The sequence below is a fragment of the Janthinobacterium sp. GW821-FHT03A03 genome (assembly GCF_059421435.1).
The window spans coordinates 1-24,415 of sequence record NZ_JBWKUZ010000012.1 but is presented as its reverse complement, the minus strand read 5'-3'; the positions used below and the strand labels follow the sequence as shown (position 1 = coordinate 24,415).

At 63.6% G+C, this 24,415-nt stretch carries 22 protein-coding genes; 7 read left to right on the top strand and 15 right to left on the bottom strand.

Annotation, left to right across the window (positions count from 1 at the left end; genetic code table 11):
• Window positions 1–2: 2 nt before the first annotated feature.
• Window positions 3–1,073, bottom strand: a complete 1,071-nt coding sequence (gene glcE / locus AC07VI_RS19870) for a glycolate oxidase subunit GlcE (RefSeq protein ID WP_492992508.1) — start codon at window positions 1,071–1,073, stop codon at window positions 3–5.
• Between the two features lie 15 nt (window positions 1,074–1,088).
• A complete protein-coding gene (locus AC07VI_RS19865) occupies window positions 1,089–2,579 on the bottom strand; it encodes an FAD-linked oxidase C-terminal domain-containing protein (RefSeq protein WP_099375330.1) in 1,491 nt (496 codons plus the stop codon).
• 161 nt (window positions 2,580–2,740) lie between these two features.
• Between AC07VI_RS19865 and AC07VI_RS19860 the strand changes: the two genes are divergently transcribed.
• Entirely contained in the window at window positions 2,741–3,295 is a 555-nt protein-coding gene (locus AC07VI_RS19860) for a cob(I)yrinic acid a,c-diamide adenosyltransferase (protein WP_086148018.1), read from the top strand.
• A 61-nt stretch (window positions 3,296–3,356) separates the two neighbouring features.
• Here the strand turns inward: AC07VI_RS19860 and AC07VI_RS19855 are convergent, their stop codons facing one another.
• From AC07VI_RS19855 to AC07VI_RS19815, 9 genes are all read right to left on the bottom strand, one after another.
• Window positions 3,357–3,545 carry a hypothetical protein gene (locus tag AC07VI_RS19855; protein WP_086148012.1) on the bottom strand — a complete coding sequence of 63 codons (189 nt, stop codon included), beginning with the start codon at window positions 3,543–3,545 and terminating at the stop codon, window positions 3,357–3,359.
• Between the two features lie 371 nt (window positions 3,546–3,916).
• Window positions 3,917–4,108, bottom strand: coding sequence for a hypothetical protein (locus AC07VI_RS19850; RefSeq protein ID WP_086148014.1), 192 nt, complete (start codon window positions 4,106–4,108; stop codon window positions 3,917–3,919).
• Between the two features lie 30 nt (window positions 4,109–4,138).
• Window positions 4,139–4,516, bottom strand: coding sequence for a glutaredoxin family protein (locus AC07VI_RS19845; RefSeq protein WP_226936250.1), 378 nt, complete (start codon window positions 4,514–4,516; stop codon window positions 4,139–4,141).
• Between the two features lie 69 nt (window positions 4,517–4,585).
• Window positions 4,586–4,783: a hypothetical protein gene (locus tag AC07VI_RS19840; protein WP_139842630.1), complete on the bottom strand. Its 198-nt coding sequence runs from the start codon at window positions 4,781–4,783 to the stop codon at window positions 4,586–4,588.
• Window positions 4,784–5,049: 266 nt separating this feature from the next.
• A complete protein-coding gene (locus AC07VI_RS19835; protein WP_492992504.1) occupies window positions 5,050–6,171 on the bottom strand; it encodes a cytochrome-c peroxidase in 1,122 nt (373 codons plus the stop codon).
• Window positions 6,172–6,271: 100 nt separating this feature from the next.
• Window positions 6,272–8,353, bottom strand: a complete 2,082-nt coding sequence (locus AC07VI_RS19830; RefSeq protein ID WP_099375363.1) for an FUSC family protein — start codon at window positions 8,351–8,353, stop codon at window positions 6,272–6,274.
• Window positions 8,354–8,544: 191 nt separating this feature from the next.
• Window positions 8,545–10,413, bottom strand: coding sequence for a 1-deoxy-D-xylulose-5-phosphate synthase (gene dxs, locus AC07VI_RS19825; RefSeq protein WP_099375332.1), 1,869 nt, complete (start codon window positions 10,411–10,413; stop codon window positions 8,545–8,547).
• Window positions 10,414–11,325, bottom strand: a complete 912-nt coding sequence (locus AC07VI_RS19820) for a polyprenyl synthetase family protein (protein WP_492992501.1) — start codon at window positions 11,323–11,325, stop codon at window positions 10,414–10,416. It abuts the gene before it with no gap.
• Complete coding sequence (locus AC07VI_RS19815) at window positions 11,322–11,573, bottom strand: exodeoxyribonuclease VII small subunit (RefSeq protein WP_046683420.1); 252 nt, start codon at window positions 11,571–11,573, stop codon at window positions 11,322–11,324. Before AC07VI_RS19815 ends, AC07VI_RS19820 begins: the two co-directional genes overlap by 4 nt.
• 406 nt (window positions 11,574–11,979) lie before the next feature.
• Between AC07VI_RS19815 and AC07VI_RS19810 the strand changes: the two genes are divergently transcribed.
• From AC07VI_RS19810 to AC07VI_RS19800, 3 genes are all read left to right on the top strand, one after another.
• Window positions 11,980–13,080 (top strand): aromatic ring-hydroxylating oxygenase subunit alpha, encoded by a 1,101-nt coding sequence (locus AC07VI_RS19810; protein WP_086144880.1) that lies wholly within the window; start codon window positions 11,980–11,982, stop codon window positions 13,078–13,080.
• Window positions 13,081–13,263: 183 nt separating this feature from the next.
• Window positions 13,264–14,187, top strand: coding sequence for a DMT family transporter (locus AC07VI_RS19805; RefSeq protein ID WP_086144881.1), 924 nt, complete (start codon window positions 13,264–13,266; stop codon window positions 14,185–14,187).
• 13 nt (window positions 14,188–14,200) lie between these two features.
• Window positions 14,201–15,052, top strand: a complete 852-nt coding sequence (locus AC07VI_RS19800) for a sulfurtransferase (protein WP_492992499.1) — start codon at window positions 14,201–14,203, stop codon at window positions 15,050–15,052.
• Between the two features lie 43 nt (window positions 15,053–15,095).
• On the opposite strand, the gene AC07VI_RS19795 is transcribed toward AC07VI_RS19800, so the two are convergent.
• From AC07VI_RS19795 to polA, 4 genes are all read right to left on the bottom strand, one after another.
• Window positions 15,096–16,838: an ABC-F family ATP-binding cassette domain-containing protein gene (locus tag AC07VI_RS19795; RefSeq protein ID WP_086144883.1), complete on the bottom strand. Its 1,743-nt coding sequence runs from the start codon at window positions 16,836–16,838 to the stop codon at window positions 15,096–15,098.
• Window positions 16,839–17,114: 276 nt separating this feature from the next.
• Window positions 17,115–17,873 carry a ZIP family metal transporter gene (locus AC07VI_RS19790; protein WP_076568336.1) on the bottom strand — a complete coding sequence of 253 codons (759 nt, stop codon included), beginning with the start codon at window positions 17,871–17,873 and terminating at the stop codon, window positions 17,115–17,117.
• A gap of 240 nt (window positions 17,874–18,113) precedes the next feature.
• Window positions 18,114–18,998: a dienelactone hydrolase family protein gene (locus tag AC07VI_RS19785; RefSeq protein ID WP_086144884.1), complete on the bottom strand. Its 885-nt coding sequence runs from the start codon at window positions 18,996–18,998 to the stop codon at window positions 18,114–18,116.
• Window positions 18,999–19,029: 31 nt separating this feature from the next.
• Window positions 19,030–21,792, bottom strand: a complete 2,763-nt coding sequence (polA, locus tag AC07VI_RS19780; protein ID WP_099375334.1) for a DNA polymerase I — start codon at window positions 21,790–21,792, stop codon at window positions 19,030–19,032.
• 256 nt (window positions 21,793–22,048) lie between these two features.
• Here polA and AC07VI_RS19775 point away from each other — a divergent pair, with 256 nt between their 5' ends.
• The 3 genes from AC07VI_RS19775 to AC07VI_RS19765 all read left to right on the top strand — a co-directional run bounded on the left by AC07VI_RS19775 (window position 22,049) and on the right by AC07VI_RS19765 (window position 24,327).
• On the top strand, window positions 22,049–22,492 hold the full coding sequence (locus AC07VI_RS19775; RefSeq protein WP_226936254.1) for a hypothetical protein: 444 nt from the start codon (window positions 22,049–22,051) through the stop codon (window positions 22,490–22,492).
• 84 nt (window positions 22,493–22,576) lie between these two features.
• Window positions 22,577–23,533: a homoserine kinase gene (locus tag AC07VI_RS19770; protein ID WP_086144886.1), complete on the top strand. Its 957-nt coding sequence runs from the start codon at window positions 22,577–22,579 to the stop codon at window positions 23,531–23,533.
• Window positions 23,534–23,535: 2 nt separating this feature from the next.
• On the top strand, window positions 23,536–24,327 hold the full coding sequence (locus tag AC07VI_RS19765) for a BPSS1780 family membrane protein (protein WP_099419642.1): 792 nt from the start codon (window positions 23,536–23,538) through the stop codon (window positions 24,325–24,327).
• The last annotated feature ends 88 nt before the right edge of the window (window positions 24,328–24,415 follow it).

The following is a 24,415-nucleotide window of genomic DNA, read 5'->3' as shown; positions in this document are numbered from 1 at the left end:
GCTCAAGTCATTCTGTGCGGGTTGAAGATGCCGGCCGGGTCGAAAGCCTGCCGCAGGCGCTGGTGGATGGCGGCGACGGCCGGCGCCAGCGGGTGGAACACGCCGACCGCCCTGTCGCCGCCGCGGAACAGGGTGGCGTGACCGCCAGCGGCCGCCACCGCCTGGCGGATGCGCTGGCCGCCTGCCGCATCGGCGTCGCCGTCGAGCTTGAGCCAGCGCTGCGCCCCGCCCCACTCGATCAGCTGGCGCCCTTGCAGGATGATGGCGCTGGCGTGCGGCGGCAGCGACAGGCGCCACAGGCTGCCCGCGCCCGCAAAAAAGGCGTGCGTCTGCTCGCGCAGGGACAGCCAGAAGGCGGCCGCGTCATCGGGCGCCAGCAGCTCGCCGCCCAGCGACTGCAGGGCCGCCGAGACGGCCGCCTCGGCGCCCGACAGGCGCACGCTCAGGACGCCGTCATGCCAGCAGCTGGCGGAAATGGGCAGCGGTTTTCCCGCCCATTCATTGAGCAGGCGCAAGGCGGCGATTTCCGCGCACGCCACGCGCAAGGTCGCTTCGCGCAGCGGCAGCGGCAGCACCTTGAGCGACACTTCCAGGATCAGGCCCAGCGTGCCCATGGACCCGGCCAGCAGGCGCGAGACATCGTAGCCGGCCACGTTTTTCATGACCTGCCCGCCAAAGGCCAGGCGTTCGCCGCGGCCGTCCAGCAGCACGGCGCCCAGCACGAAATCACGCAGCGCGCCCGCGCTGGCCCGGCGCGGGCCGGACAAGGCACTGGCGACGACGCCGCCGATAGTGGCGCCGGGGCCGAAATGGGGCGGCTCGAAGGCCAGCATCTGCTGGCGAGCGGCCAGCGCCGCCTCGATCTCGGCGAGCGGCGTGCCGCAGCGGGCCGTGATTACCAGCTCCGTCGGTTCATAGTCGATGATGCCCGCATACGCGCGCGTGTCGAGCACCTCGCCGTCAAGCCGCTGGCCATACCAGTCTTTCGTGCCGCCGCCGCGCAGGCGCAAGGGCTTGCCCACCGCGCCGGCTGCGAGGATCTGCTGCCTGAATTGTTCCACTATCGCTTGCAAAGGAGTCTCCGGCGGTTAAAAACGGGGCAGGTTGGCGAACGGCAGCCGCCCCGCCGTCACATGCATCTTGCCGAATTCGGCGCAGCGGTTCAAGGTGGGGATCGCCTTGTCCGGGTTGAGCAGGGCGTGGGGGTCGAAGGCGCGCTTGACGGCAAAGAAGGCATCGAGTTCGGCGCGCGTAAACTGCACGCACATGGAATTGATCTTTTCCATGCCCACGCCATGCTCGCCCGTGATGGTGCCGCCGACGGCCACGCACAGGGCGAGGATGTCGGCGCCGAACGCCTCGGCGCGCTCGAATTCGCCGGGCATGTTGGCGTCGAACAGGATCAGCGGATGCAGATTGCCGTCGCCCGCATGGAAGACGTTGGCGCAGCGCAGGCCATGCGTCGTTTCCATGGCGGCGATGCCCGTCAACACTTCCGCCAAGCGCTTGCGGGGAATGGTGCCGTCCATGCAGTAGTAATCGGGCGAGATGCGTCCCGCCGCGGGAAAGGCGTTCTTGCGGCCGGACCAGAATTTCATGCGCTCCGCTTCCGACTGCGACACGGCGATGGCGCTGGCGCCCGCCCCTTCCAGCACGGCCGTCATGCGGGCGATTTCTTCTTCCACCTCTTCGTGCGTGCCGTCCGCCTCGCACAGCAAGATGGCTGCCGCGTCGGTGTCGTAGCCGGCCTTGACGAACGGTTCGACCATGCGCGAGGAGGTCTGGTCCATCATTTCCAGGCCGGCCGGGATGATGCCGGCGGCAATCACATTGGCCACGGCATTGCCGCCCGTGACGACGTCGCCGAACGAGGCCATGATGACCCGCGCCGTGGCCGGTTTCGGTATCAGTTTGACCGTCACTTCCGTGACGATGCCCAGCATGCCTTCGGAGCCGATGAAGACGGCCAGCAGGTCGAGGCCGGGCGAATCGAGGCATTCGCCGCCCAGTTCCAGCACCTCGCCGTCTATGGTAACAACGCGCGCGCGCAGCACATTGTGCACGGTCAAGCCGTATTTCAGGCAATGCACGCCGCCCGAGTTTTCCGCCACGTTGCCGCCGATGCTGCAGGCGATCTGCGACGAGGGATCGGGCGCGTAATACAGCGAATATTGCGCGGCCGCTTCGGAAATGGCCAGGTTGCGCACGCCCGGCTGCACCACGGCCGTGCGCGCGTAGGCGTCCAGGCGCACGATGCGGTTCAGGCGCGCCGTCGACAGCACCACGCCGTCGGCGATGGGCAGGGCGCCGCCCGACAGGCCCGTGCCCGCGCCGCGCGGCACGATCGGCACCTTCAACGCGCGGCAGACGCCGAGGATGGCGATGACCTGTTCCTCCGTGTCCGGCAAGGTCACCACCATCGGCAGTTGGCGGTAGGCGGCCAGGCCGTCGCATTCATACGGGCGCGTATCTTCGGCGTCGGACAGCACGCAGCGCGCCGGCAGCACGGCCAGCAGGGCCGCGACGACGGCTTGCTGGCGCGCGGCGGTCAATCCGGATTCGGGAGCGGCATTGAGCATAAGGAGGCAGCTTAAGGTAGCAAAAGTGCATGGGCGTGCAACGATTGTAAGCACAAAAGCGGCGCGCGGCGCATTTTTTGTCCGATTTTCAGGCAAATCCCCGGCCAGGCGGCGCGCAGTGTCGTATGCTGCCCCCATTCTTCTTTGACAGGATCAGCATCATGGGCAACCGACTCTCGAAAATCGCCACGCGCACGGGCGACAATGGCAGCACCGGCCTGGGCGACGGCAGCCGCACCAGCAAAGACAGCGCCCGCATCCACGCCATGGGCGACGTGGACGAACTCAATTCCAACATCGGCTTGCTGCTGTGCGAAGCCATGCCCGACGCCTTGCGCGACGAGCTGGTGGCCATCCAGCACGACCTGTTCGACCTGGGCGGGGAAATCTGCATCCCCGGCTACCAGCTGATCAAGGAAGAGCACGTGCTGCGCCTCGACGCGCTATTGGCGAAATACAATGCCGACTTGCCGGCCCTCTCTGAATTCATCCTGCCGGCCGGTTCGCGCGCCGCCTCGCTGGCGCATGTGTGCCGCACCGTGTGCCGCCGCGCCGAGCGCAGCATCGTCGCGTTGGCCAATGCGGAAGCCCTGCACGAACATCCGCGCCAGTACGTCAACCGCCTGTCGGACCTGCTGTTCGTGCTGTCGCGCGTGCTCAACCGCTTTGCCGGCGGCAGCGACGTGCTGTGGCGGCATGACCGCACGCGGGGGTAAGTAAAAACGGCGATGCGGTTTGACCGGCATCGCCGCCTTGCATCAAGCTGACAGGCGCTTGCTAGCCGCAGGCCTGCAGACACGCCTTATTGACACGCACGCATTCAGGGACCTTGAACTCCATGACGCAGGCGTCGAGCGCCATATAGCACTCGGCCTGGCATTCCGAGATGTCGGCGGTACTGCTGGCCAGGGCATACGATGCGCTGGCGCCCATGGCAAACAAAAAGAAACCCAGCTTTTTCAACATAAGTACTCCTTTGCGGAAGGGCTGCGGGACGGATGAAGTGATTCAAGCGGCATGGCCAGCGCACTGGCCAGCCGGCCAATTTCATTTAATCTGATGCGCAGCTGGCGTAGCAAATCCGATGAATCTTCGAGCAAGCGCCTGGCGCGCCAGGGTGGTCCCGCATGCACTGTTCCAGATCGGCGTTACATTGCGAGTAGCATTCCGGCTCGCCGCTGCCGGCCATCGCATACGAGGCGCTGACGCCCATGGCAAACAAAAAGAAACCCAGCTTTTTAAACATAAGCACTCCTGTTGACTTGACAGACGATGAGCAACATCCATGGCGCGCCGTCTCTTACGCGCCATCCATACGCTGCTAGTGCGGCGGCGCGTCAATTACGCGGCGGACGCAGGCATTCCTTCTGGCAAGCCTGATAATTTTCCATGCAGGCCGGCTGGCCGAATTCCACGCAATCGAGCAGGTTGCGTTCGCAGACAAAGGTGCAGTCAGGGCCAAATGCCTGGGCACTGAAGGACAGCGCGGCGCCGGCGGCAAACAGGAAAATGGCAATCTTTTTAAACATGGTCAACCTTTCAAGTGAAGAAGCGGAACGTCAGATTTTCTTCAGCGCCGCTGCCAGCGCGCCCGCGTTGAAACCCTGGATCTTGCGGTTGCCGATCAAGACCACGGGCACGCCGCCGCCGCCGAGTGCTTCATGGGCCTGTTTCGCTTCCGGTGATTTTTCAATATCGAGATCGACGAAGTCGATCTTGTTCTCTTTGAAGTACGCGCGCGTCTTGGCGCAATAGCTGCACCAGTCCGTGCCGTACAGCACCACCTTGGCCTGGGCATTCGGGAAATACGCGGCGTAATTGCCTTCCGTATAATCCGCCTTGAGCAAGCCCGGCAGCAAAGACAGGCCGTAACCGCTGCCCAGGCCGGCGGCCAGGATCAAGCCATACATGGCGATAGTTTTTAATTGCTTTTTCATTGTGCAGTGACGTTGGCTTCATGACACGCATGCCGGGGCAATATTGCCTCCGGCAAACCCGGTTTGCGCTTAATTCAACGCACATTCATCCTTGCATCCTTTCAGCAGGGCATTGCACGTCTCCCTGGAATGGCCGGCATCGAGGCAATCGGTATGGGCGCCATAGCACTCGCGCTGGCAACTGCTCAATCCGCTACCGGCAGCCCCCACCGAATACGATGCACTGACGCCGACGGCGAACAGGAAAACAGCGATCTTTTTAAACATTTTCTACCTCTCGATTGACGTGGAAAAGGAATGCCCGCCGCAGTGCGATGCTTATTATTTTATAGAATATGCATCCTGCGAAATCGAATATAGACCGCACTTATTTTAGAGTCAACGTTTCCTTTCGATAAATTTCCATTTTGGAAAATATACCGGCAAAGCCCATGCCATGTGGATTTTGGAGAGATTGCAGCGCGTTAAACGTCTATACAATATCGGCGCCGCAAGCAGGAAAAGGCCGGCTGCGGGCGCAGCCGGCCGGGCGGCTACAGGACTTCCAGAAAAGTCTTCAGCGCGATGATTTCGTCGGACGTCAGCTGCAATGGCTGCAGCAGCGCCGACGTGACGGGAAACTTCGGATCGGCCGCCTGCTGCGCGTTGTGCGGCGCGGGACGCGACATGCCCGCGTTGTACATGTTCAGCATGCCCACCATCTGCGCGAACGCGCCATTGTGCATCCACGGACCCGACGCGGCCACGCCGCGCAGGCCCGGCGTGCGGAATTTGCCCACGTCCCCGTTCCTGCCCGTCACCAGATAGCGCCCCAGGTCTTCGTACTTGCGGCTGCCGTAATTGCTCAACCCCAGGTTGTGGAATTGCTGGTCCGTCAGCAGGGCGCCGCTGTGGCAGGTCATGCAGCGCGCCTTGGTGCGGAACAGGTGCAGGCCCAGCAGCTCGCGGTCGTTCAGGGCCCCGCGCCGGCCTTCCAGGAAAGTGTCGAAACGCGTGACGGGCGGCAACAGGGTGCGCTGGTAGTCGGCCAGCGCCGTCAAGATGCGCGCCAGGGTCACGCCGCCGCCCTTGCCGAAGGCGGCATCGAACTGCGCCGTGTAATCGCCCTGCGCGGCCAGCTTGGCCGGCAACGCCGCTGCATCCGTGGCCATTTCATCGGGATGCTGCAAGGGGCCCAGCGCCTGCTCTTCCAGGGTGCTGGCGCGGCCGTCCCAGAACAGCGCCTGGATCTGTGCCACGCCCAGCAAGCCCGGCGTATTGCGCTGTCCCTGCCGTCCATCATGCCCCACGGAAACACGCTTGCTGTCGGCAAAGCTGTGCGCGGGACTGTGGCAGCTGATGCAGGCCACGGCGTTCGAGCGCGACAAGCGGGGATCGTTGAACAGGCGCTGCCCCAGCGCCGCGACGGCCGGCGCCACGGAAACCACGGGCATGGCCGAGACGGGCGACATTTCCGCCGCGGTCACGCCGGCGGGCAATTGCGGCCGGGGCCAGCCGGCGATGGGCCGGGCATAGACCTGGCGCAAACAAGCCGCATCCCAGCCATCGCGCGTGGCGCACTCCGCCGCCGACGCCTCGCGCGCCGCGGCACCCTGGCCGAGCAGCAGGCCGGCTGCCGTGACCAGCACGGCCAGCGCCGAATTTCTTTTCGTCATGCTATCGTTCATCGCTCTGCCCTGCTCTACATCAATATTGGTATCGGCAAATGATAACAATGAGCAATGTCAGGGATCGCATGCAAGCGCGCGGAACACCCTATTGCGTGACCTGCGTCAATTTTCCCGGACTTCCCTCCGCCTGCGCATGCACATGTTCGCGCAACAAGCCGCGCAGCAGCTGCACTTGCCCCACGGCGTCGGCTTGCAGGGCCGTCAAACCGTCGCTGGCGCAGGGCGCGGGCGACGGCGTGCCCGGTGCGCCGCGCAGCAGGGCGTCGATCTCCGCGCTGACGGCGGCGATCCACTGCTGCAGCTCCGGCGTGGCCGGCTCGGCCTGGGGACTGAGGCTGATGCGCGCCGTGCTGCCCGCCACGCGGCGCAGCAGCGGCAAGGTGCGCAGCGCCGCCAGGCCCACGCCGCTGCTGCGGTCCAGGCGTCGCTCGATGCGCAGGCGCTGCAGCACCTGTTCCGCGTTATTGCTGGCCAGCCCCGCCTCGCGGCGCAGGCGCGCAATCGCGCTATCCCATTTCCCTCCCGCCGCCAGCACGGCCAGCAGGTATTTCAGATTGGCGGAAACGGCCTGCGCCAGGCGCTGGTCCAGGTCGTCCGCCTCGCGGTCCGGCCACAGGAAGAACGTGGCCAGCAGGGCCAGCACGCAGCCGAGCACATTGTTGCCCAGGCGGCTGGCCGCATACACCATCTCGCTGGCCGGGGCCGCATAGTCGGCCACCAGCACGAAGGCCGGCGTCATGAACAGCACGTGCAGGCTGTAGCTGACCCTGCGCAAGGCCATGGTGGCGACAATCAGGGGAAACACCACCAGCGAAATGCCCAGCGGCGTGTAAATGACGAGGCCGATCAGCACGGCCAGCACGGCCCCCAGCACGCTGCCGGCCACGCGCTCGATGCCGCGCGGCCAGGTGCTCGCCACGGACGGCTGCAGTATCAGCAGGGTGGCCATGGTGGCCCAGTAGCCGAACGGGATGTGCAGCGCCTCGACCAGCAAAAAGCCGGCCGTCGTCGCCAGCGACACGCGCGCCGCATGGCGCCAGCTCAGCGACTGCGGCGTGGCGTTGACCTTCAGGGTTTGCCACGCCTGTCCCAGCGCCAGCAGGGCCGCGTCGCGCCACGGCAGCTGCGCCGCGCGCGGCATGCCCAGGTCCATGAACTCCACGTTCAGGCGCAGCGGCAGCAAGGCGCCCAGCGCCGCTTCCAGGCGCCGTCCGCAGGCGGCCAGGCGGCGCTGCAACTCCAGCGGCGGCGTTTCCGGACGGCGCTGCACGGCTTGCCCCAGGCGGCGCAGCAGCACGCCCATCACTTCCAGGCTGCGCCGCGCGCGCGGGTCCTGGCGCAGCCGCTGCTGTTCGCGCTCGCACGAGTGCGTGACGGCGATCAGGTAGGCGAAGATGCGCTCGGCGTCGCTGAGCGCCAGCAGCAGGTTGTCGTACAGGGCGCTGCGGCCCGCGCGCGACGGCGGCACGGCGGCCAGCGCCACGCGCGCCGCTTCCAGCGCGGCGCGCGCCTGCGAGCGGTAGCTGGCGCCATGCGCGGCAAAGCCGCCTTGCGCCGGATCATGTTCGAGAAAGCGTGCATTGTCGCGCGCGATGCCGGCCAGGCGCGAATACGCGGCGCGCAGCGCGCGCCGGGCCGGGCTGAAAGGGTGGATGCGCCACACAGTAAAGCTGAGCACGGTGGCGAACAGGCAGCCGAACATGTACAGGCCCAGGAAGGGCGCGCTCTGCGTCATCGATTCCAATGGATGCGTGACCATCACCACGCAGGCCGTGGCCGCCAGGATGGCCACCTGCGCCGTGGCCGCGCCCCAGATGCGCGCCAGCGCGCCGGCCCAGGAAAACAGCAGCACGGCGATGGCCGCCGTCGCCAGGCCATGGCCGGCCGCCAGCGCGGCCAGCCCGCCCACCACGGTCGACAGCAGGCCGAAACCCAGCATCGAGACGAAACGCATGCGCCGCGTGCCGGCCGCGTCGGCCAGACAGGTCCAGAAGGCGCCGATGGCGGCCCAGGAAAAATCAGGGTGGTCGAACAGCAAACCCAGCAGCAGCATGGCGCTTGAGGCGCAGGCGGCCCGCAGGCCTTCGGACAGGTTCGTTTCATCGATGGCCAGGGTGACCATCCACAGGGGGCGGCGCTGCGCCAGGGTGTCGGTGTAGGCGTGCATGCCCGTCAGCCAGCGGCCGGCCAAGCCGCGCGCGCGGCGATGGAGTTTCCTGAAATGCAAGATGAACTTTGAAGAGGTATCAAAGCGTCATCGTAGCATTCCCCGGCGAAAAATGTTGCAGTGCAATGTAAATCGGCCATGGACGAAAAAAAAGCGACACCGCTGTGTCGCTTTTCTGTCTACAGGCAAACTTAGCTGACGGCAGCCAGGCGCGGCTGGGAACCGCCAAAGCGCTGCTCGATCGAGGCGGCGATGCCGGCGGCGTCCAGGCCCACGCTTTTCAGCAATTGCACGGGGTCGCCATGGTCGATGAAGGTGTCGGGCAAGCCCAGCATCAAAATCGGCTTGACGATACCCTCGGCCGCCAGCGCTTCGGCCACGGCCGAACCGGCGCCGCCCATGATGCAGCCCTCTTCCACCGTCACCAGATAATCATGCTCGGCAGCAAGCTGCTTCACCAGCGCCACGTCGAGCGGCTTGATGAAGCGCATGTTGGCCACCGTCGCGTCGAGCTTGTCGCCCGCCGCCACGCTAGGTGCCACCATGGAACCGAAGGCCAGGATGGCGATGCGCTTGCCCTGGCGCTTGAGTTCGCCCTTGCCGATCTCGATGCTGGTCAGTTCCGGCACGATGGCCGCCCCCGTGCCGGCGCCGCGCGGATAGCGGATGGCGGCCGGGCCCGGGTAGTGGTAACCCGTCGTCAGCATTTGACGGCATTCGTTTTCGTCCGACGCGGCCATGACGACCATGTTCGGGATGCAGCGCAAAAACGCCATGTCGTAGTTGCCCGCGTGCGTGGCGCCGTCGGCGCCCACCAGGCCGGCGCGGTCCAGCGCGAACGTCACGTCCAGGTTTTGCAGGGCCACGTCGTGGATCAGCTGGTCATAGGCGCGCTGCAGGAAGGTGGAATAGATGGCCACGACGGGTTTCAGGCCTTCGCAGGCCAGGCCCGCGCCAAACGTCACGGAATGCTGCTCGGCAATACCGACGTCAAAGTAGCGGGTCGGGAATTGCTGTTCGAACTTGACCATGCCCGAGCCTTCGCGCATGGCCGGCGTGATGCCCACCAGGCGCTTGTCGTGGGCGGCCATGTCGCACAGCCAGTTGCCGAACACTTCCGTGTACGTCATCTTGGCCGGCGCCGTGGCCGGCTTGATGCCCTCGGCCGGATTGAACTTGCCCGTGCCGTGGTACAGGATAGGTTCCGCCTCGGCCAGCTTGTAGCCCTGGCCCTTCTTGGTGACGACGTGCAGGAATTGCGGACCCTTCAATTGCTTGATATTTTGCAAGGTCGGGATCAGCGAATCGAGGTCGTGGCCGTCGATGGGGCCGATATAGTTAAAACCGAATTCCTCGAACATGGTGGCGGGCACGACCATGCCCTTGGCATGCTCTTCAAAGCGCTTCGCCAGCTCCAGCACGGGGCCGGGCAAGACGGATTTGCCAACATTCTTGGCTGCCGCATAGAACTGGCCCGACATCAGCCGCGCCAGGTGGCGGTTCAGCGCGCCCACGGGCGGCGAAATCGACATGTCGTTGTCGTTCAGGATCACCAGCAGGTTGACGTCTTCCTGCACGCCCGCATTGTTCATCGCCTCGAAAGCCATGCCGGCCGTCATCGAGCCGTCGCCGATCACGGCGATCGCGTGCAGCGGGTCGCCCTTGATCTTGGCGGCCTGCGCCATGCCCAGCGCAGCGGAAATGGACGTCGACGAGTGCGCCGTGCCAAACGTGTCGTATTCGCTCTCGTCGCGTTTCGGGAAGCCGGAAATGCCGTCCTTCTGGCGCAAGGTATGCATGCGCTCGCGCCGGCCCGTCAGAATCTTGTGCGAATAGGTCTGGTGGCCCACGTCCCAGACGATGCGGTCGTGCGGCGTGTTGAACACGTAGTGCAGCGCGACGGTCAGCTCGACCGTGCCCAGGTTGGACGACAAATGGCCGCCCGTCTTGGAGACGGAATCGAGCAGGAAGCTGCGCAATTCCTGCGCCAGCGGCACCAGTTGCGAGCGGGCCAGCTTGCGCACTTGCGCCGGTTCATTGATGGTTTCTAACAGTTTCATTTATGCCTTCCGCTGCACGACCAGGTCCGCCAGCTCGCGCAGGCGGCGTGCCTTGTCCCCGAATGGCGCCAGCGCCGCATGGGCGTCGCACCGCAATTGTTCTGCCAGGGCCCGCGATGGTTCCAGCCCCAGTATCGATACGTAAGTGGGCTTGTTGGCGGCCGCATCCTTGCCCGCCGTCTTGCCCAGGGTGGCCGAATCGGCCGTCACGTCGAGCACGTCGTCAACCACCTGGAAGGCCAGGCCGACGGCGCGCGCATAGGCGTTCAGCGCCGTCATCTCGTCCGCCGTCAAGTCCTTGCCGGCCAGCGCGCCGAGGATCACGGCCGCGCGCAGCAAGGCGCCCGTCTTGAGTTGATGCATCTGTTCCAGCTGCGGCAGGGTCAAGGCCAGGCCGACGCTGTCGAGGTCGATCGCCTGGCCGCCGCACATGCCTGCAGAGCCCGACGCGTGCGCCAGCAGCCGGATCATGGCCATTTGCCGCGCGGGAGGAATCGCCGCGCCGTCGGCCAGCAGCATGAAGGCCTGCGATTGCAGCGCGTCGCCCACCAGCAGGGCCGTCGCTTCATCGTAGGCGATGTGCACGGTGGGCTTGCCACGGCGCAAGGCATCGTCATCCATGCACGGCATGTCGTCATGCACGAGCGAATACACGTGAATCATTTCCAGCGCGCAAGCGGCGCGCGCGAGCGTGTCTTGATCCGCATCAAACAGCTCACCGGCCGCCATCACCAGCAGCGGGCGCACGCGCTTGCCGCCGCCCAAGAGCGCATAGCGCATGGCCGCGTGCAGCTTGTGCGGCACGACATCTGCCGCTGGCAGGAAGTGGTCGAGCCGGCCTTCCACGCCGGACTGGGTCGCCTGCATCCAGTCGCCGAAAGTGACGCCATCTTGTTGAATGCTGGCCATCATTGCGCGGCCTCGCCGGCATCGACGAACGGTTTGAGCATGTCGCCTTCCAGTACTTTCACCTGCGCTTCGACACTGTCGAGCTGGGTAGCGCAATACTTGACCAGTTCCGAGCCGCGCTGGTAGGCCGCGACCGATGCTTCCAGCGGCAACTGGCCCGCTTCCATTTGCGTTACCAGCTGCGCCAGTTCCGCCATCGCCTCTTCAAACGAGGCCGGCGCTGCGGCAGCGGCAGTTAATTTCTTCGACATAGACTCAGATCTCTTCGTGGCACGAGGGGCTTGTAGGGAGACGCCGGGGACTCCCGGCCAGCATAGAAGCGTTATTTTAGAACAAACCACACTATTAAGTGAAAACTAAAGCGCAATCGGCGCGCTCAAAGGAGGGGATGTTGCCAGTTGCTCCATGGATTTTAGCCCAATCGCCCCCGCCCACCGGAAATTCGACGGCAAATGACAATCTTTCTCATTAAAGTGGGCGAATTAGCGGCGGTGATGGCAATGCCGAGGCCGATCCGCGCTATAATCGCCGGTTCTGTCCGAAATACCGTTTCAACAATTTTGAATTCAGGTCTTTGCGGATTCTTTCTCTCTGTAGCGGTTGCCCAGGGAATGGCCTGGGGCACTGCTGACCGTTGTACATTTATGGGGGGTTGGGATGTCCGATCTGGCTACTCACGCCAAGCTGGCGCGCTCAAACGCGCAACTTCCGGTCCACGTCTATTTTGACGAAACGCTACTGCAGCGTGAAATGCAGCAACTGTTCCAGGCCGGCCCGCGCTATATCGGGCATGAGCTGATGGTGCCGGAAACCGGCGATTTTGCGACCCTGGCGTCTGAGAACGAAGGGCGCATGCTCGTGCGCAACGCCAACGGCATCGAAGTGCTGTCCAACGTGTGCCGCCACCGGCAGGCGCTGATGTTCAACGGCCGCGGCAACGCGAACAATATCGTCTGCCCGCTGCACCGCTGGACCTACGACCTCAAGGGCGAACTGATCGGCGCGCCGCATTTCCCCGAGACGCCGTGCCTGAACCTGTCGAAAACGCCGCTGCAAAGCTGGAATGGCTTGCTGTTCGAGCAAAATGGCTACAACGTGATGGAAAAATTGAAAGATTTGTCCGTCTCGAAAGACCTCGACTTCTCCGGCTATATGTTCGACCACGTGGAAATCCACGAGTGCGACTACAACTGGAAGACCTTCATCGAAGTCTACCTCGAGGATTATCACGTGGAACCGTTCCACCCGGGCCTGGGCAGCTTCGTCAGCTGCGACGACCTGCGCTGGGAATTCGGCAAGGATTACAGCGTGCAGACGGTGGGCGTGCACCGCGGCCTGCAGCAGGCCGGCTCGCCCGTCTACAAGAAGTGGCAGGAGCAGGTGCTGCAGTTTCGCGGCGGCGAAGCGCCGCCGTATGGCGCCATCTGGCTGACCCTGTATCCGAACATCATGGTCGAATGGTATCCGCACGTGCTGGTCGTCTCGACCCTGTGGCCCGATGGCCCGCAAAAAACGCGCAACGTGGTAGAGTTCTATTACCCTGAAGAAATCGTGCTGTTCGAGCGCGAGCTCGTTGAAGCGGAACGGGCTGCCTACATGGAAACCTGTGTCGAGGACGATGAAATTGCCCAGCGCATGGATGCGGGCCGCAAGGTCCTGATGCAGCGCGGCGTGAACGAAGTGGGCCCTTACCAATCGCCCATGGAAGACGGCATGCAGCACTTCCACGAATGGTATCGCAGCAATATCGAACTGTAATATTAGTAGAGGGGCCGCATAACGCGGCCCCTCATTCATTTAATTCTACACTTACAACACCTGACAAAACCGTAGCGAGCGGCAGCGCGGCGTGGATAAGAAGCGCAGCTGTACTGCAGTACAGCGAGCATCGCAGGCCGCGCCCCGCGACGCGCAGTAGGTTTGGTCAGGTGAAAGGCCAAAATGCAGTCACTTTGGATGTTATTCGCCAGTTTCATGTTTGCCATCATGGGCGTGTGCGTGAAACTGGCGTCGGATCTGTATTCGACCTCGGAAATCGTCATGTACCGCGGCATCATCGGCATGCTCGTCATGAGCTGCACGATTCTGTACCAGGGCGGCAGCTTTAAAACGACGATGCCGGGCCAGCATCTGTGGCGCGGCGTGGTGGGCGTGATCGCCCTGTGGCTGTGGTTTTATGCCATCGCCATCCTGCCGCTGGCCACGGCCATGACCCTCAATTACATGGCGCCCATCTGGATCGCCGTGATTCTGCTGGCCGGCGGCTGGTGGAAAGGCATGCAACAGGTCGAGTGGCCGCTGGTGGCGGCCATCGCCATGAGCTTTGTCGGCGTGACATTGCTGCTGCAGCCCGTATTCGAGACGGACCAGCTGGGCGGCGCCATCACGGCCTTGATTTCCGGCATGCTGTCGGCCCTCGCCTACTTGCAGGTGCGCAAGCTGGGCCTGCTGGGCGAACCCGAATACCGGGTCGTGTTTTATTTCTCGGTCGTCAATTTCCTCGCCGGCGTGATCGGCCACGTGGCCAGCGCCGGCGGCGGCCCCGTCGTCTGGCATGCGCACACGAGCGCCTATGGCGTCGGCTTGCTGGCCGCCGTCGGCCTGTGCGCCACCATGGCGCAGATGGCCATGACGCGCGCCTACCGCCTGGGCAAGACCCTCGTGGTTGCCAATTTACAATACACAGGCATCGTCTTTTCCAGCTTCTGGGGCGTGGTGATCTTTGGCGACCTGTTCGACTGGCACGGCTGGACCGGCATCGCCATCATCCTCGCCTCGGGCATCGCGGCAACCTATTACAATACCCGCAACACGGCCCGTGGCGCCGCCATCGCGCGCACGGATCCCATCGCCAGCGAAGTGTAAAGGAGCCTTTACCTTGTATACGACCTTGATACAGGCCAGCGAACTGGCCAGCCACCTGCATGACAGCGGCTGGGTCATCCTCGATTGCCGCCACGACTTGCTCAACCCCACGGCCGGCAGCGACGCGTTTGCCGCCGGGCACATCCAGAACGCCCAGTTTGCCGACATCGACACGGCCCTGTCCGGCCCCAAGACGGCGCGCGGCCCGGCATTTACGGGCCGGCATCCATTGCCCGACCGCAACGCCCTGCTGGCCGCCCTGCGCGGCTGGGGCATCGATGACGACACGCAAGTGGTGGCCTACGATGGCCAGGGCGGCATGTTCGCCGCCCGTTTGTGGTGGCTGCTGCGCTGGCTCGGCCATCCGAACGTGGCCGTGCTCGACGGCGGCCTGGCCGCCTGGCAGGCGCAAGGTTTGCCGCTGGTCACGCCGGTAGCGCCGCGCCCTGTCGGCAAGCTGACGGAAAAAGCCAGCCTGGTGCGCACGGCCAGCGTGCAGGACATCATCGCCAACCTGGAAGCGCAAGCCTTGACCGTGATCGACGCGCGCGCGCCCGACCGCTATCGCGGCGAAAACGAAACCATCGACCCCGTGGGCGGCCATATCCCCGGCGCGAAGAACCGTTTCTTCAAGGATAACCTGCAGGCCGATGGCCGTTTCAAGAGTGCCGACGAACTGCGGCGCGATTTCAGCGCCCTGTTTGACGCACCACAAGCGGCCATCATGCAATGCGGCTCCGGCGTGACGGCGTGCCACAACCTGCTGGCCCTGGAAGTGGCGGGCTTGCCCGGCGCAGCCCTGTATCCGGGCTCGTGGAGCGAATGGTGCGCGGACCCGGCGCGGCCCGTGGCGACGGGTAACTAAAAAAAAGCGGACCTCGGTCCGCTTTTTCATGTCCGGTGGATAACTACGAGCTTATCCCCAGCGATTGATTCAACTGCGCCAGTTCCGCCCGCCACGCCTGCTGGCTGGCCGGCTTCTGGTGCCGCGGCTTGCGAGCCAGATCCTCGGCCAGCAATTGCTCCAGTTCGCACAAGCGTTCGAGCTGTTGATCTACATCAGTTTGCGCTGGCGCAAGCGGCGCGCTTTCCACGCGCGCCAGCGGCAACGGCGCCTGCCCATCTTCCACGCTCAAGCGTGCATACGCGCTGGCCGCGTCCGGCCACTCTTCCAGCTGGCCGTCGGCCACTACCCAAAAACGGTTGCACGCCGTTTCGATCAGGTCGCGGTCGTGCGACACCAGCAGACAGCCCCCTGCAAAGCCGCGCAAGGCTTGCCCCAGTTCCGCCTTGCCCTGCATGTCCAGGTGGTTGCTGGGTTCATCGAGCAACAATAAATGATAGCTGGCCAAGGACAGCCCCAGGAACAGCAGCCGCGCCCGCTCGCCGCCGCTCAGGGTGGCCACCGTCTGGCCATGGCGCGCATACGGAAAACCGGCCGAGATCAATGCTTGCCTGCGCGCCACCTGGCTGCGCGCCGCTTCGTTCTGCACGGCAAACGGGTACAGCGCGTCGGACAGGTCGGCCGTATCGGCCAGCTGCTGGAGCGACTGGTCGTAATAGCCGATGTTGGCCGCCTTGTGGTAGCGCAAGTCGGGCCGCTCGTCCTGCGCCAGGATCGCTTGCCAGCACAGGCGCAGCAAGGACGACTTGCCGCTGCCGTTGGCGCCCAGCAAGGCGACCCGGTCGCCCGGCTTCAGCCACAGCTGGCCGGCCTGGAACAGCACGGGAGAAGCCGGCACGGCGCGCACGTCGAGTCCATCGAGCGCCAGCAGCTGGTCGGCCGCCAGCGCCTTGCCGCGCAGGGTCAAACGCCAGGGCGCGCCGTCGCTGACGAACGCTTGCGCATCCTTCAACTTGTCGATGCGCCGCTGCATGGTCTTGGCCTTGCGCGCCAGGTCTTCATTGTCATAGGTGCGGCCCCACAGGGCCAGGCGGGCGCTGCTGGCCGACAGGCGGTCGATTTCCTTCTGTTCGGCCGCGTGGCGGGCGGCAGCGGCCACGTCCATCTCGGCCAGCGCCGCCAGCGCGGGGCCGCAGGGCAAGTCGAAATCGTAGAGGCGGCTATCGCGCAAGATCCAGCTGCGCGTGGCCACGTTGTCGAGCAGGCGCTGGTCGTGCGAGACGAGGATGAAGGCGCCGCGCCAGCGCAGCAGGAATTGCTCCAGCCATAGCAAGGATGGCAAGTCCAGGTGATTGCTCGGTTCATCGAGCAGCAGCACGTTCGGCTCCTGCAGCAGGGCGCGCCCCAGCAGCAAGCGCGTGTGCTGGCCGCCGGACAAGGAATGCACGGGCACTTGCGCCGTGTCGTGCTCGAAGCCCAGCTCGGCCAGCAGGCTGTCGACCCGCCAATGCAGCTCGGGCTGGTCCAGCACGGGCGCCAGCAAGGCGTCGTACAGGCTCAGGCTGGCTAGTTCGGCCGGCAAATGCTGTTCCACGTGCTGCAGGCGGCAGGCACGGGCGACCTGAATGGTGCCGGCCGTCGCTGCCCGCGTGCCGCTGAGCAATCCCAGCAAGGTGGATTTGCCGCAGCCATTGTGGCCGATCAGGCCGATGCGGTCGCCCTGGCGCAAGGTAAAGGCGAGTTCATTGAAGAGGAAACCGTCGTGGGTATCCAGCTGTAAAGCTTGTGTCGAGATAAGGGTAGTCATGGCTCTTGTCTTTGTTCGGGATGCAAGCATCCGCGTTAACAGGAGCGCTAACGACAACGGAGTACCAGGAAAGGACTCGTAAGGGAGGGTAACTTTGCTCTGGCCAGGTTATCGCAGCGCGATAGAACGTGGGCAAGAGCTGGCAAATGCGCTTAAAGAGCGTGCGCGCCACAAGGCGAGCAACAAGTTTTCTTCCATTATATTTTCCTCCTTTCTGTGCAAGTTAGTCAGAAAGGCAATATAGCATAGATGGTATTGCGCCGGCAGAACGGCGTATCAACCGCCGTGGCGCTTGTGCGTCAAAAACAGCACGATGCACACGCCCAGCGCGATCAAGAGCACTTGCGGGATGGTTTCGCGCAGGGTGGCGCGGCGCTGCATCTGCGGCATCAGGTCGGACAAGGCGATGTAGATGAAGCCGGACGAGGCGAACACGAGCACGTAAGGGATCAGATTGCTGGCGCGGTCCAGGGTGAAATAGCCGAGCAAGCCGCCCGCCACTGCCATCATGCTGCACAACAAGTTGAACACATAGGCGCGCAGGCGCGAGAAACCGGCGTTGAGCAGCACGATGAAGTCGCCGATTTCCTGCGGGATTTCATGCGCGATGATGGCCAGGCCCGTGACCAGGCCCAGCTTCGGGTCGGCCAGGAAGGCGGCCGCGATCAAAATGCCGTCCGTAAAGTTGTGCATGCCGTCGCCCACTAAAATCATCCAGCCGGCCTTGCCCGCTTCGTGCTTGTCGTGGCCGTGCGCGTGGTGGTGGCCGTCGCCTTCATGGTGGTGCGAATGGCGCAGGATGGCGAATTTTTCCAGCATGAAAAAGGCCAGCAAGCCCGCCAGCAGGGTGGCGAACAGGCTGCGCGGGTCCGCCTGGGACTCGAACGCTTCCGGCAAGGCGTGCAGCAAGGACGTCGACAGCATGATGCCGACGGACAAGCTGACCATGCGTTCGACCACCTTGGACAGGAATGCAAACGAAAAGATCGCCGCCGCGGTAATGCTCAACACGCCCGCGATCGTGGTCGCGAGCAAAATGGATAAAAGGACGGGATCGATGATTTTCTTACCTCAAAATGGCGCCGGGTCACGGGCGCCCGCTGTGCTGGCGTCTGGCCTGATGACTATTGCTTATTATTTAATTTTTTGCGCGCATGGCGGCGGCGTAGCGCTGCGAAGATGCAATTGTACTGCATTTACACGAAGCGGGCATTTTACAGCCCGGTGCGCTTCTCGCGGCAACTTCTGGAAAATGCAGCTATTTTCTGTTGCGGCTCACGCCACGCCGTGGCTCTTGAACCAGGCTAAACAACGCGCATAGCCGTCTTTCGCATCGGCCGCCACATAGCTGGGGCGGTAATCGGCGTTGAAGGCGTGACCCGCATCGGGATAGACGACGAATTCCGACTTGTTGCCGCCCTTGGCCAACGCGTCCTTCATTTTCGCGATCGATTCCTGCGTGATGCCCGTATCCTTGCCGCCGTACAAGCCCAGCACGGGTACTTTCAAGGTGGCGGCGATGTCGATAGGGTTGCTCGGCTGCAAGGCAGTCGCTTCGCCCACGAGGCGGCCATACCAGGCCACGCCCGCCTTGACGGCCGGATTGTGCGCCGCGTACAGCCAGGTGATGCGCCCGCCCCAGCAAAAACCCGTGATGCCCAGGCGGCTAGTGTCGCCACCGTTCTGTTTCGCCCACGCAACAACCGCGTCGAGGTCCGCCATCACCTGCGCGTCCGGCGTCTTGGCGATGATACCTTTCATCAGTTCCGGGATACTGGCCACCTTGGTCGGGTCGCCCTGGCGCACGAACAGATCGGGCGCCAGCGCCAGGTAGCCCTGCTTGGCGAAGCGGCGCGCCATGTCGGCGATATGTTCATGCACGCCAAAGATTTCCGAAATAACCAATACCACGGGCAAACCTGTCTTGCCTTCCGGCTGGGCCGCGTACACGGGCACAGCCTGGCCATCGACCATGACGGACACGGTAGCCGTGACGAGGCCGGCGGAATCCGTCTTGATGACGTCTTGCGCCGCCACGGGCAGCACGGCCACGGCAAAGCCCGCTCCCAGCGCCACCTTCAGGAAACCGCGCCGGCCGTCCGGCCCGGTCACGCTGCTCTGGCCCAGCAAACTTTCACAATCGGTGATCATGTCGCTCATGCGCTTCTCCTGAAAATGTTGCGTTTATAAATTAGTGCGCTTCGTCCCAGTTCTTGCCGACGCCGACCTCGGCCGTCAGCGGCACTTTCAGCGCGGCCACGCCCGCCATCAGTTCCGGCAGCTTGCGCTTGACCAGTTCCAGCTCGGCCTCCGGCACTTCCAGCACCAGTTCATCGTGCACCTGCATGATCATCTTCGTTTGCAGGCCGTCCGTTTCCAGCCAGCCTTGCACGGCGATCATGGCCAACTTGATGAGGTCAGCGGCCGTGCCCTGCATCGGCGCGTTGATGGCCGCCCGTTCCGCGCCCTGGCGGCGCGGGCCGTTCGGCGAATTAATTTCCGGCAACCACAAACGGCGGCCGAACACGGTTTCCACATAGCCGCGCGCCTTCGCTTGCTGGCGCGTGTCTTCCATGTACTGTTTTACGCCCGAGAAACGGGCGAAATAGCGGTCGATATAGCTTTGCGCGGCCGCGCGGTCCACCCCCAGGTTACCGGCCAGGCCGAAGGCGCTCATGCCGTAGATCAAACCGAAGTTGATGACCTTGGCGTAGCGGCGCTGCTCGCTCTGCACTTCCGCGGCCGGCACGCCGAAGATTTCGGCGGCCGTGGCGCGGTGGATGTCGATGCCGTCGGCAAACGCGCGCAGCATGGCTTCGTCGCCCGAAATATGCGCCATGATGCGCAATTCGATCTGCGAATAGTCGGCCGAGACGATGTGGCTGCCCGGCGGCGCGATGAATGCTTCGCGGATGCGGCGGCCTTCCGCGCTGCGGATAGGAATATTCTGCAAGTTCGGGTCGTTCGACGCCAGACGTCCCGTCACGGCCACGGCTTGCGCATAGTTCGTATGCACGCGGCCCGTGGTGACGTTGATCATCTTCGGCAACTTGTCCGTGTAGGTCGACTTCAGCTTGGCCATGCCGCGGTATTCGAGCAGCACTTTGGGCAGCGGATAATCCTCGGCCAGCTTTTGCAGCACTTCTTCATCCGTCGACGGCGCGCCCGTCGGGGTTTTCTTGACCACCGGCAACTTCAACTTTTCAAAGAAGATTTCGCCGATCTGCTTGGGCGAACCCAGGTTGAACGGCTGCTCGGCCAGTTCATACGCCTTCTTTTCCAGTTCCAGGATCTTCACGGCCAGCTCGGCCGACTGGATGTTGAGCAATGCATCGTCGATCAGCACGCCGTTGCGCTCGATCTTTTGCAAGACGACGGCTGTCGGCATCTCGATCTTTTCATAGATGAAGGTGAGTTTTTCATCATTGGCCACATTGCCCCACATGGCATTGTGCAAACGCAAGGTCACGTCGGCATCCTCGGCCGCGTATTTCGCCGCCTGTTCCACCTCGACCTGGTTGAAGGTGATCTGCTTGGCGCCCTTGCCGCACACGTCCTCGAACGGGATAGTCGTGTAGTTCAGGTGGCGCAGGGCCAGGCTGTCCATGTCGTGTTTCTTGTGCGACTCGAACACATACGATTCGAGCAAGGTGTCGTGGGCGATGCCGCGCAGGGTCACGCCATGGTTGGCGAAGACATGGCTGTCATATTTCAGGTTCTGCCCCAGCTTGGGCTTATTTTCATCTTCCAGCCACGGGCGCAGTTTCGCCAGCACGTGTTCGCGCGTCAATTGCTCGGGCGCGCCCGCGTAGTCGTGGGCCAGCGGGATGTAGCAGGCGGCGTGCTCCGCCACGGACAGGGAAATGCCGACCATTTGCGCCGTCATCGGTTCGAGCGAGGTGGTTTCCGTATCGACGGCGCTCAAAGGCGCCGCGTCGATCAGGGCGATCCATTTGTCCAGCTGTTCGTCCGTCAGCACGGTTTCATACTCGGCCTCGACGGCTGGCGCGGCATCGGCGAACATGTCGCCCGTGGTGTTCGCAACCGATGCGCCAGCCGTTGCAGGCGCGCCGACAGGCGACATCGGCGGCGGCGTGGCGCCCAGTTCGCGCAGCAGGGCCTTGAAGCCGTAGCGCTGGAAGAAGGCCAGCAGGGCTTCCTTGTCTTCGTGCTTCGCCACCAGCGAGTCGGCGATGGTCGTCATGTGGCCGGACAGATCGCAATCGGTCTTGACAGTGATCAAGGCGCGCGCCTGCGGCAGCCAAGGCAGGGCCGTGCGCAGGTTTTCACCGACGGCGCCGCCCACATTGGCCGCGTTTTCCATGATGCCTTCCAGGCTGTCGAATTGCGTCAGCCACTTGACGGCCGTCTTCGGGCCGCATTTCGATACGCCCGGCACGTTGTCCACGGTATCGCCGATCAGCGACAGATAATCGATGATGCGGTTCGGCGGCACGCCGAACTTGACCAGCACGGCCGCCTCGTCGAGCTTTTCGTTGCTCATGGTATTGATCAGGGTCACCTGGCTGTTGACCAGCTGCGCCAGGTCCTTGTCGCCCGTGGACACCACCACGTCCATGCCGGCGGCGGCCGCCTGCACGGCCAGGGTGCCGATCACGTCGTCCGCTTCCACGCCGTCGACCATCAAAATCGGCCAGCCCATGGCGCGCACGGCTTCGTGGATCGGTTCGATCTGCAGGCGCAGGTCGTCCGGCATCGAGGCGCGCGTGGCCTTGTACTCGGGATACATGTCATCGCGGAAAGTTTTACCCTTGGCATCGAAGACGCAGGCGATGTAGGCGGCCGGGTAGTCGGCGCGCAGGCGGCGCAGCATGTTGACCATGCCGTGCATGGCGCCCGTGGGGTAGCCGTCCGGGCTGCGCAGGTCGGGCAGCGCATGGAAGGCGCGATAAAGGTAACTGGAACCGTCGACTAACAGCAGGGTGTTTTGCATAATGCCAATAAAATAAGGTGAGCCGCGCCGGCCTGGAAGAAAAAGCGGCGGGCGGGTGAAAGTTCGCCCAATTATCGCAGAGTTTAGGGCCGCGCCACCGGCCGCCACGCGTGCCGTTGCTGGCATTTTTGCCACCCTGGCAGCCCCGTGCGGGCGTGCGGGCTGGCGCCTGAGCCCGTTGCGGCGCAATTAATCGACCGTATCAAGCAGCATTGCCTAGCAGTTTGTTACAATGCCTTATAGATAAATTGACGGCATGACCACTGCATTTTCTGCAGTCCACCACATGGAAGCGAACCCCATCATGATGCGTACATCGACACTCTGGACATTCCTCGCCCTGCCCCTGCTGGCATGCTCGGCCATCGCCAGCGCCCAGACGCCGGCCAAACCGGGCGATGCGCCGCCACAACTGGAACGTATCGAGGAAATGGGCGAAGCGCCCATCACCGTCGCGCCAGCAGCGCCAAAACAACAGATTACGGAAAAACGCGAAGCGGGCGTGACGTCCGAAGTGAAAGTCACCAGCGGCGGCAGCACGTATTACATGAAGCCGGCCGCCGGCGCCGACCAGGCCAACGGCAACGCCCTGCGCGGCCCGCAGTGGAAAGTGCTGGAATTTGACCTGGGCAAGAAGAAACAGAAGCAGCGCGATGAAGAGGCCGCGGACGCGCCGACGCCGCCCGCCCCCGCGAAGTAAGCAGCCACGATCTGACGCCCTGCCCCGGCCATGCGCGGGGGCAGCCGGCTTTTTTTGACCCTTTAGACCATCCCCCTCTTTCCCATGGCAGTTTTTACCGCGCTACACCTGGACGATATCGGCCAGTGGATCACGCAATTTCCACTTGGCAAGCCTTTGGCCCTCAAAGGCATCGCTTCCGGCATCGAAAACAGCAATTTTTTCCTGAGCACGGAGCGCGGCGAGTATGTGCTGACGATCTTTGAAAACCTCAGCTTCGAGCAATTGCCGTTCTATCTGCAGCTGATGCGCCACCTGGCGGACCGGGGCGTGCTGGTGCCCGCGCCGATCGCCAATGCAGATGGCGAACTGGTGACGGCCCTGCAAGGCAAGCCGGCCGCCATCGTCAGCAAGCTCGACGGCACCTCGCAGATGGCGCCGCAAGCCGTGCATTGCGCCGCCGTGGGCGCCATGCTGGCGAAAATGCACCTGGCGGCCCGGGATTTCCCCCTGCAGCAGCCGAATTTGCGGGGCCTGGAGTGGTGGAACGCCACCACGCCGCTGGTGCTGCACCACCTCGATGACGCCAAAGCCCACTTGCTGCGCGCGGAAATCCACTTCCAGGACGCCTTTGCTGCCTGCGATACGTATAAGGCCATCCCGCGCGGTCCCGTGCATGCCGACTTGTTTCGCAACAATGTCATGTTTGACGGCGAACAACTGACGGGCTTTTTCGACTTTTACTTTGCCGGCTGCGACACCTGGCTGTACGACGTGGCCGTCACCGTCAACGACTGGTGCGTGGACCTGGACACGGGCGTGCTCGACACGGCAAGAGTGCGCGCCCTGCTCGACGCCTACCGGGCCGTGCGTCCGTTCACGCGCGAAGAACAGACGGCATGGCAGCCGATGCTGCGCGCCGCCGCCCTGCGTTTCTGGCTGTCGCGCCTGTATGACTATTACCAGCCGCGCGAGGCGGAAATGCTGACCCCGCACGACCCCACGCATTTCGAACGCATTCTGCGCGAACGCATCGCCACACCTGCCCCGGAACTGTTTTAAACATGGAAAAATTACCTGCAAGTACGGGCTGGCAATGGGTGAAACAGGGTTTCGCCCTGTTTCGCAAGCAACCCGGCGGCCTGTCGATGCTGTTTCTCGGCTATATGTTCTGCATGCTGGCCATCAGCATCGTCCCCCTGCTCGGCCAGTTGCTGCCCGTCATCCTCGTTCCCGTGTTTTCCGTCGCTTTCGTGCAAGGCTGCCTGTACATCGACCAGGGCAAGCGCGTCCTGCCCAGCCTGCTGCTCTCGGGCTTCCGCAAGCCGGCCCTCCCCGTCCTGCTGGGCCTGGGCGTGCTGTACATCCTGATGGCCATCGTGGCCATCGGCGCCTCGTCCCTCGTCGACGACGGCTTGCTGTGGCAACTGGTCACGGGCCAGCTGTCGGAAGAAGCGGCGCGCGCCGTCATCCCCGAATCGCGCCTGGGCCTGGGCATCTTGCTGGCCATCGCGATCTACGTGCCGGCCGCCATGGCCTTCTGCTTTGCCGCACCGCTGATCTACTGGAAACAAGTCAGCCTGGGCAAGGCGCTGTTCTTCAGCTTTTTCGCCGTCTGGCGCTCGCTGTCGGCCTTCATCGTCTTCGCCAGCACATGGTTTGCCATCAGCATCGTCACCAGCCAGCTGCTGGCCATGCTCTTCGGCCGCACCCCGCTGATGATGCAGATGATGATGCCGCTGTCGATGATATTGACCATCATCATGCATTGCTCGTTCTATGCCGCCTACCGCCAGATCTTCGGCTTGCCCGTCGATGAGGGCAAGACGGTGTCGCTGGACAAGCCGAACGACTGATTTCGACTCCGTGTCCAGTCCTAAAATAGGTTGACAGTATTTATTGCTGCACAAACGCCCGATGCACCGCATCGGGCGTTTTGTACTT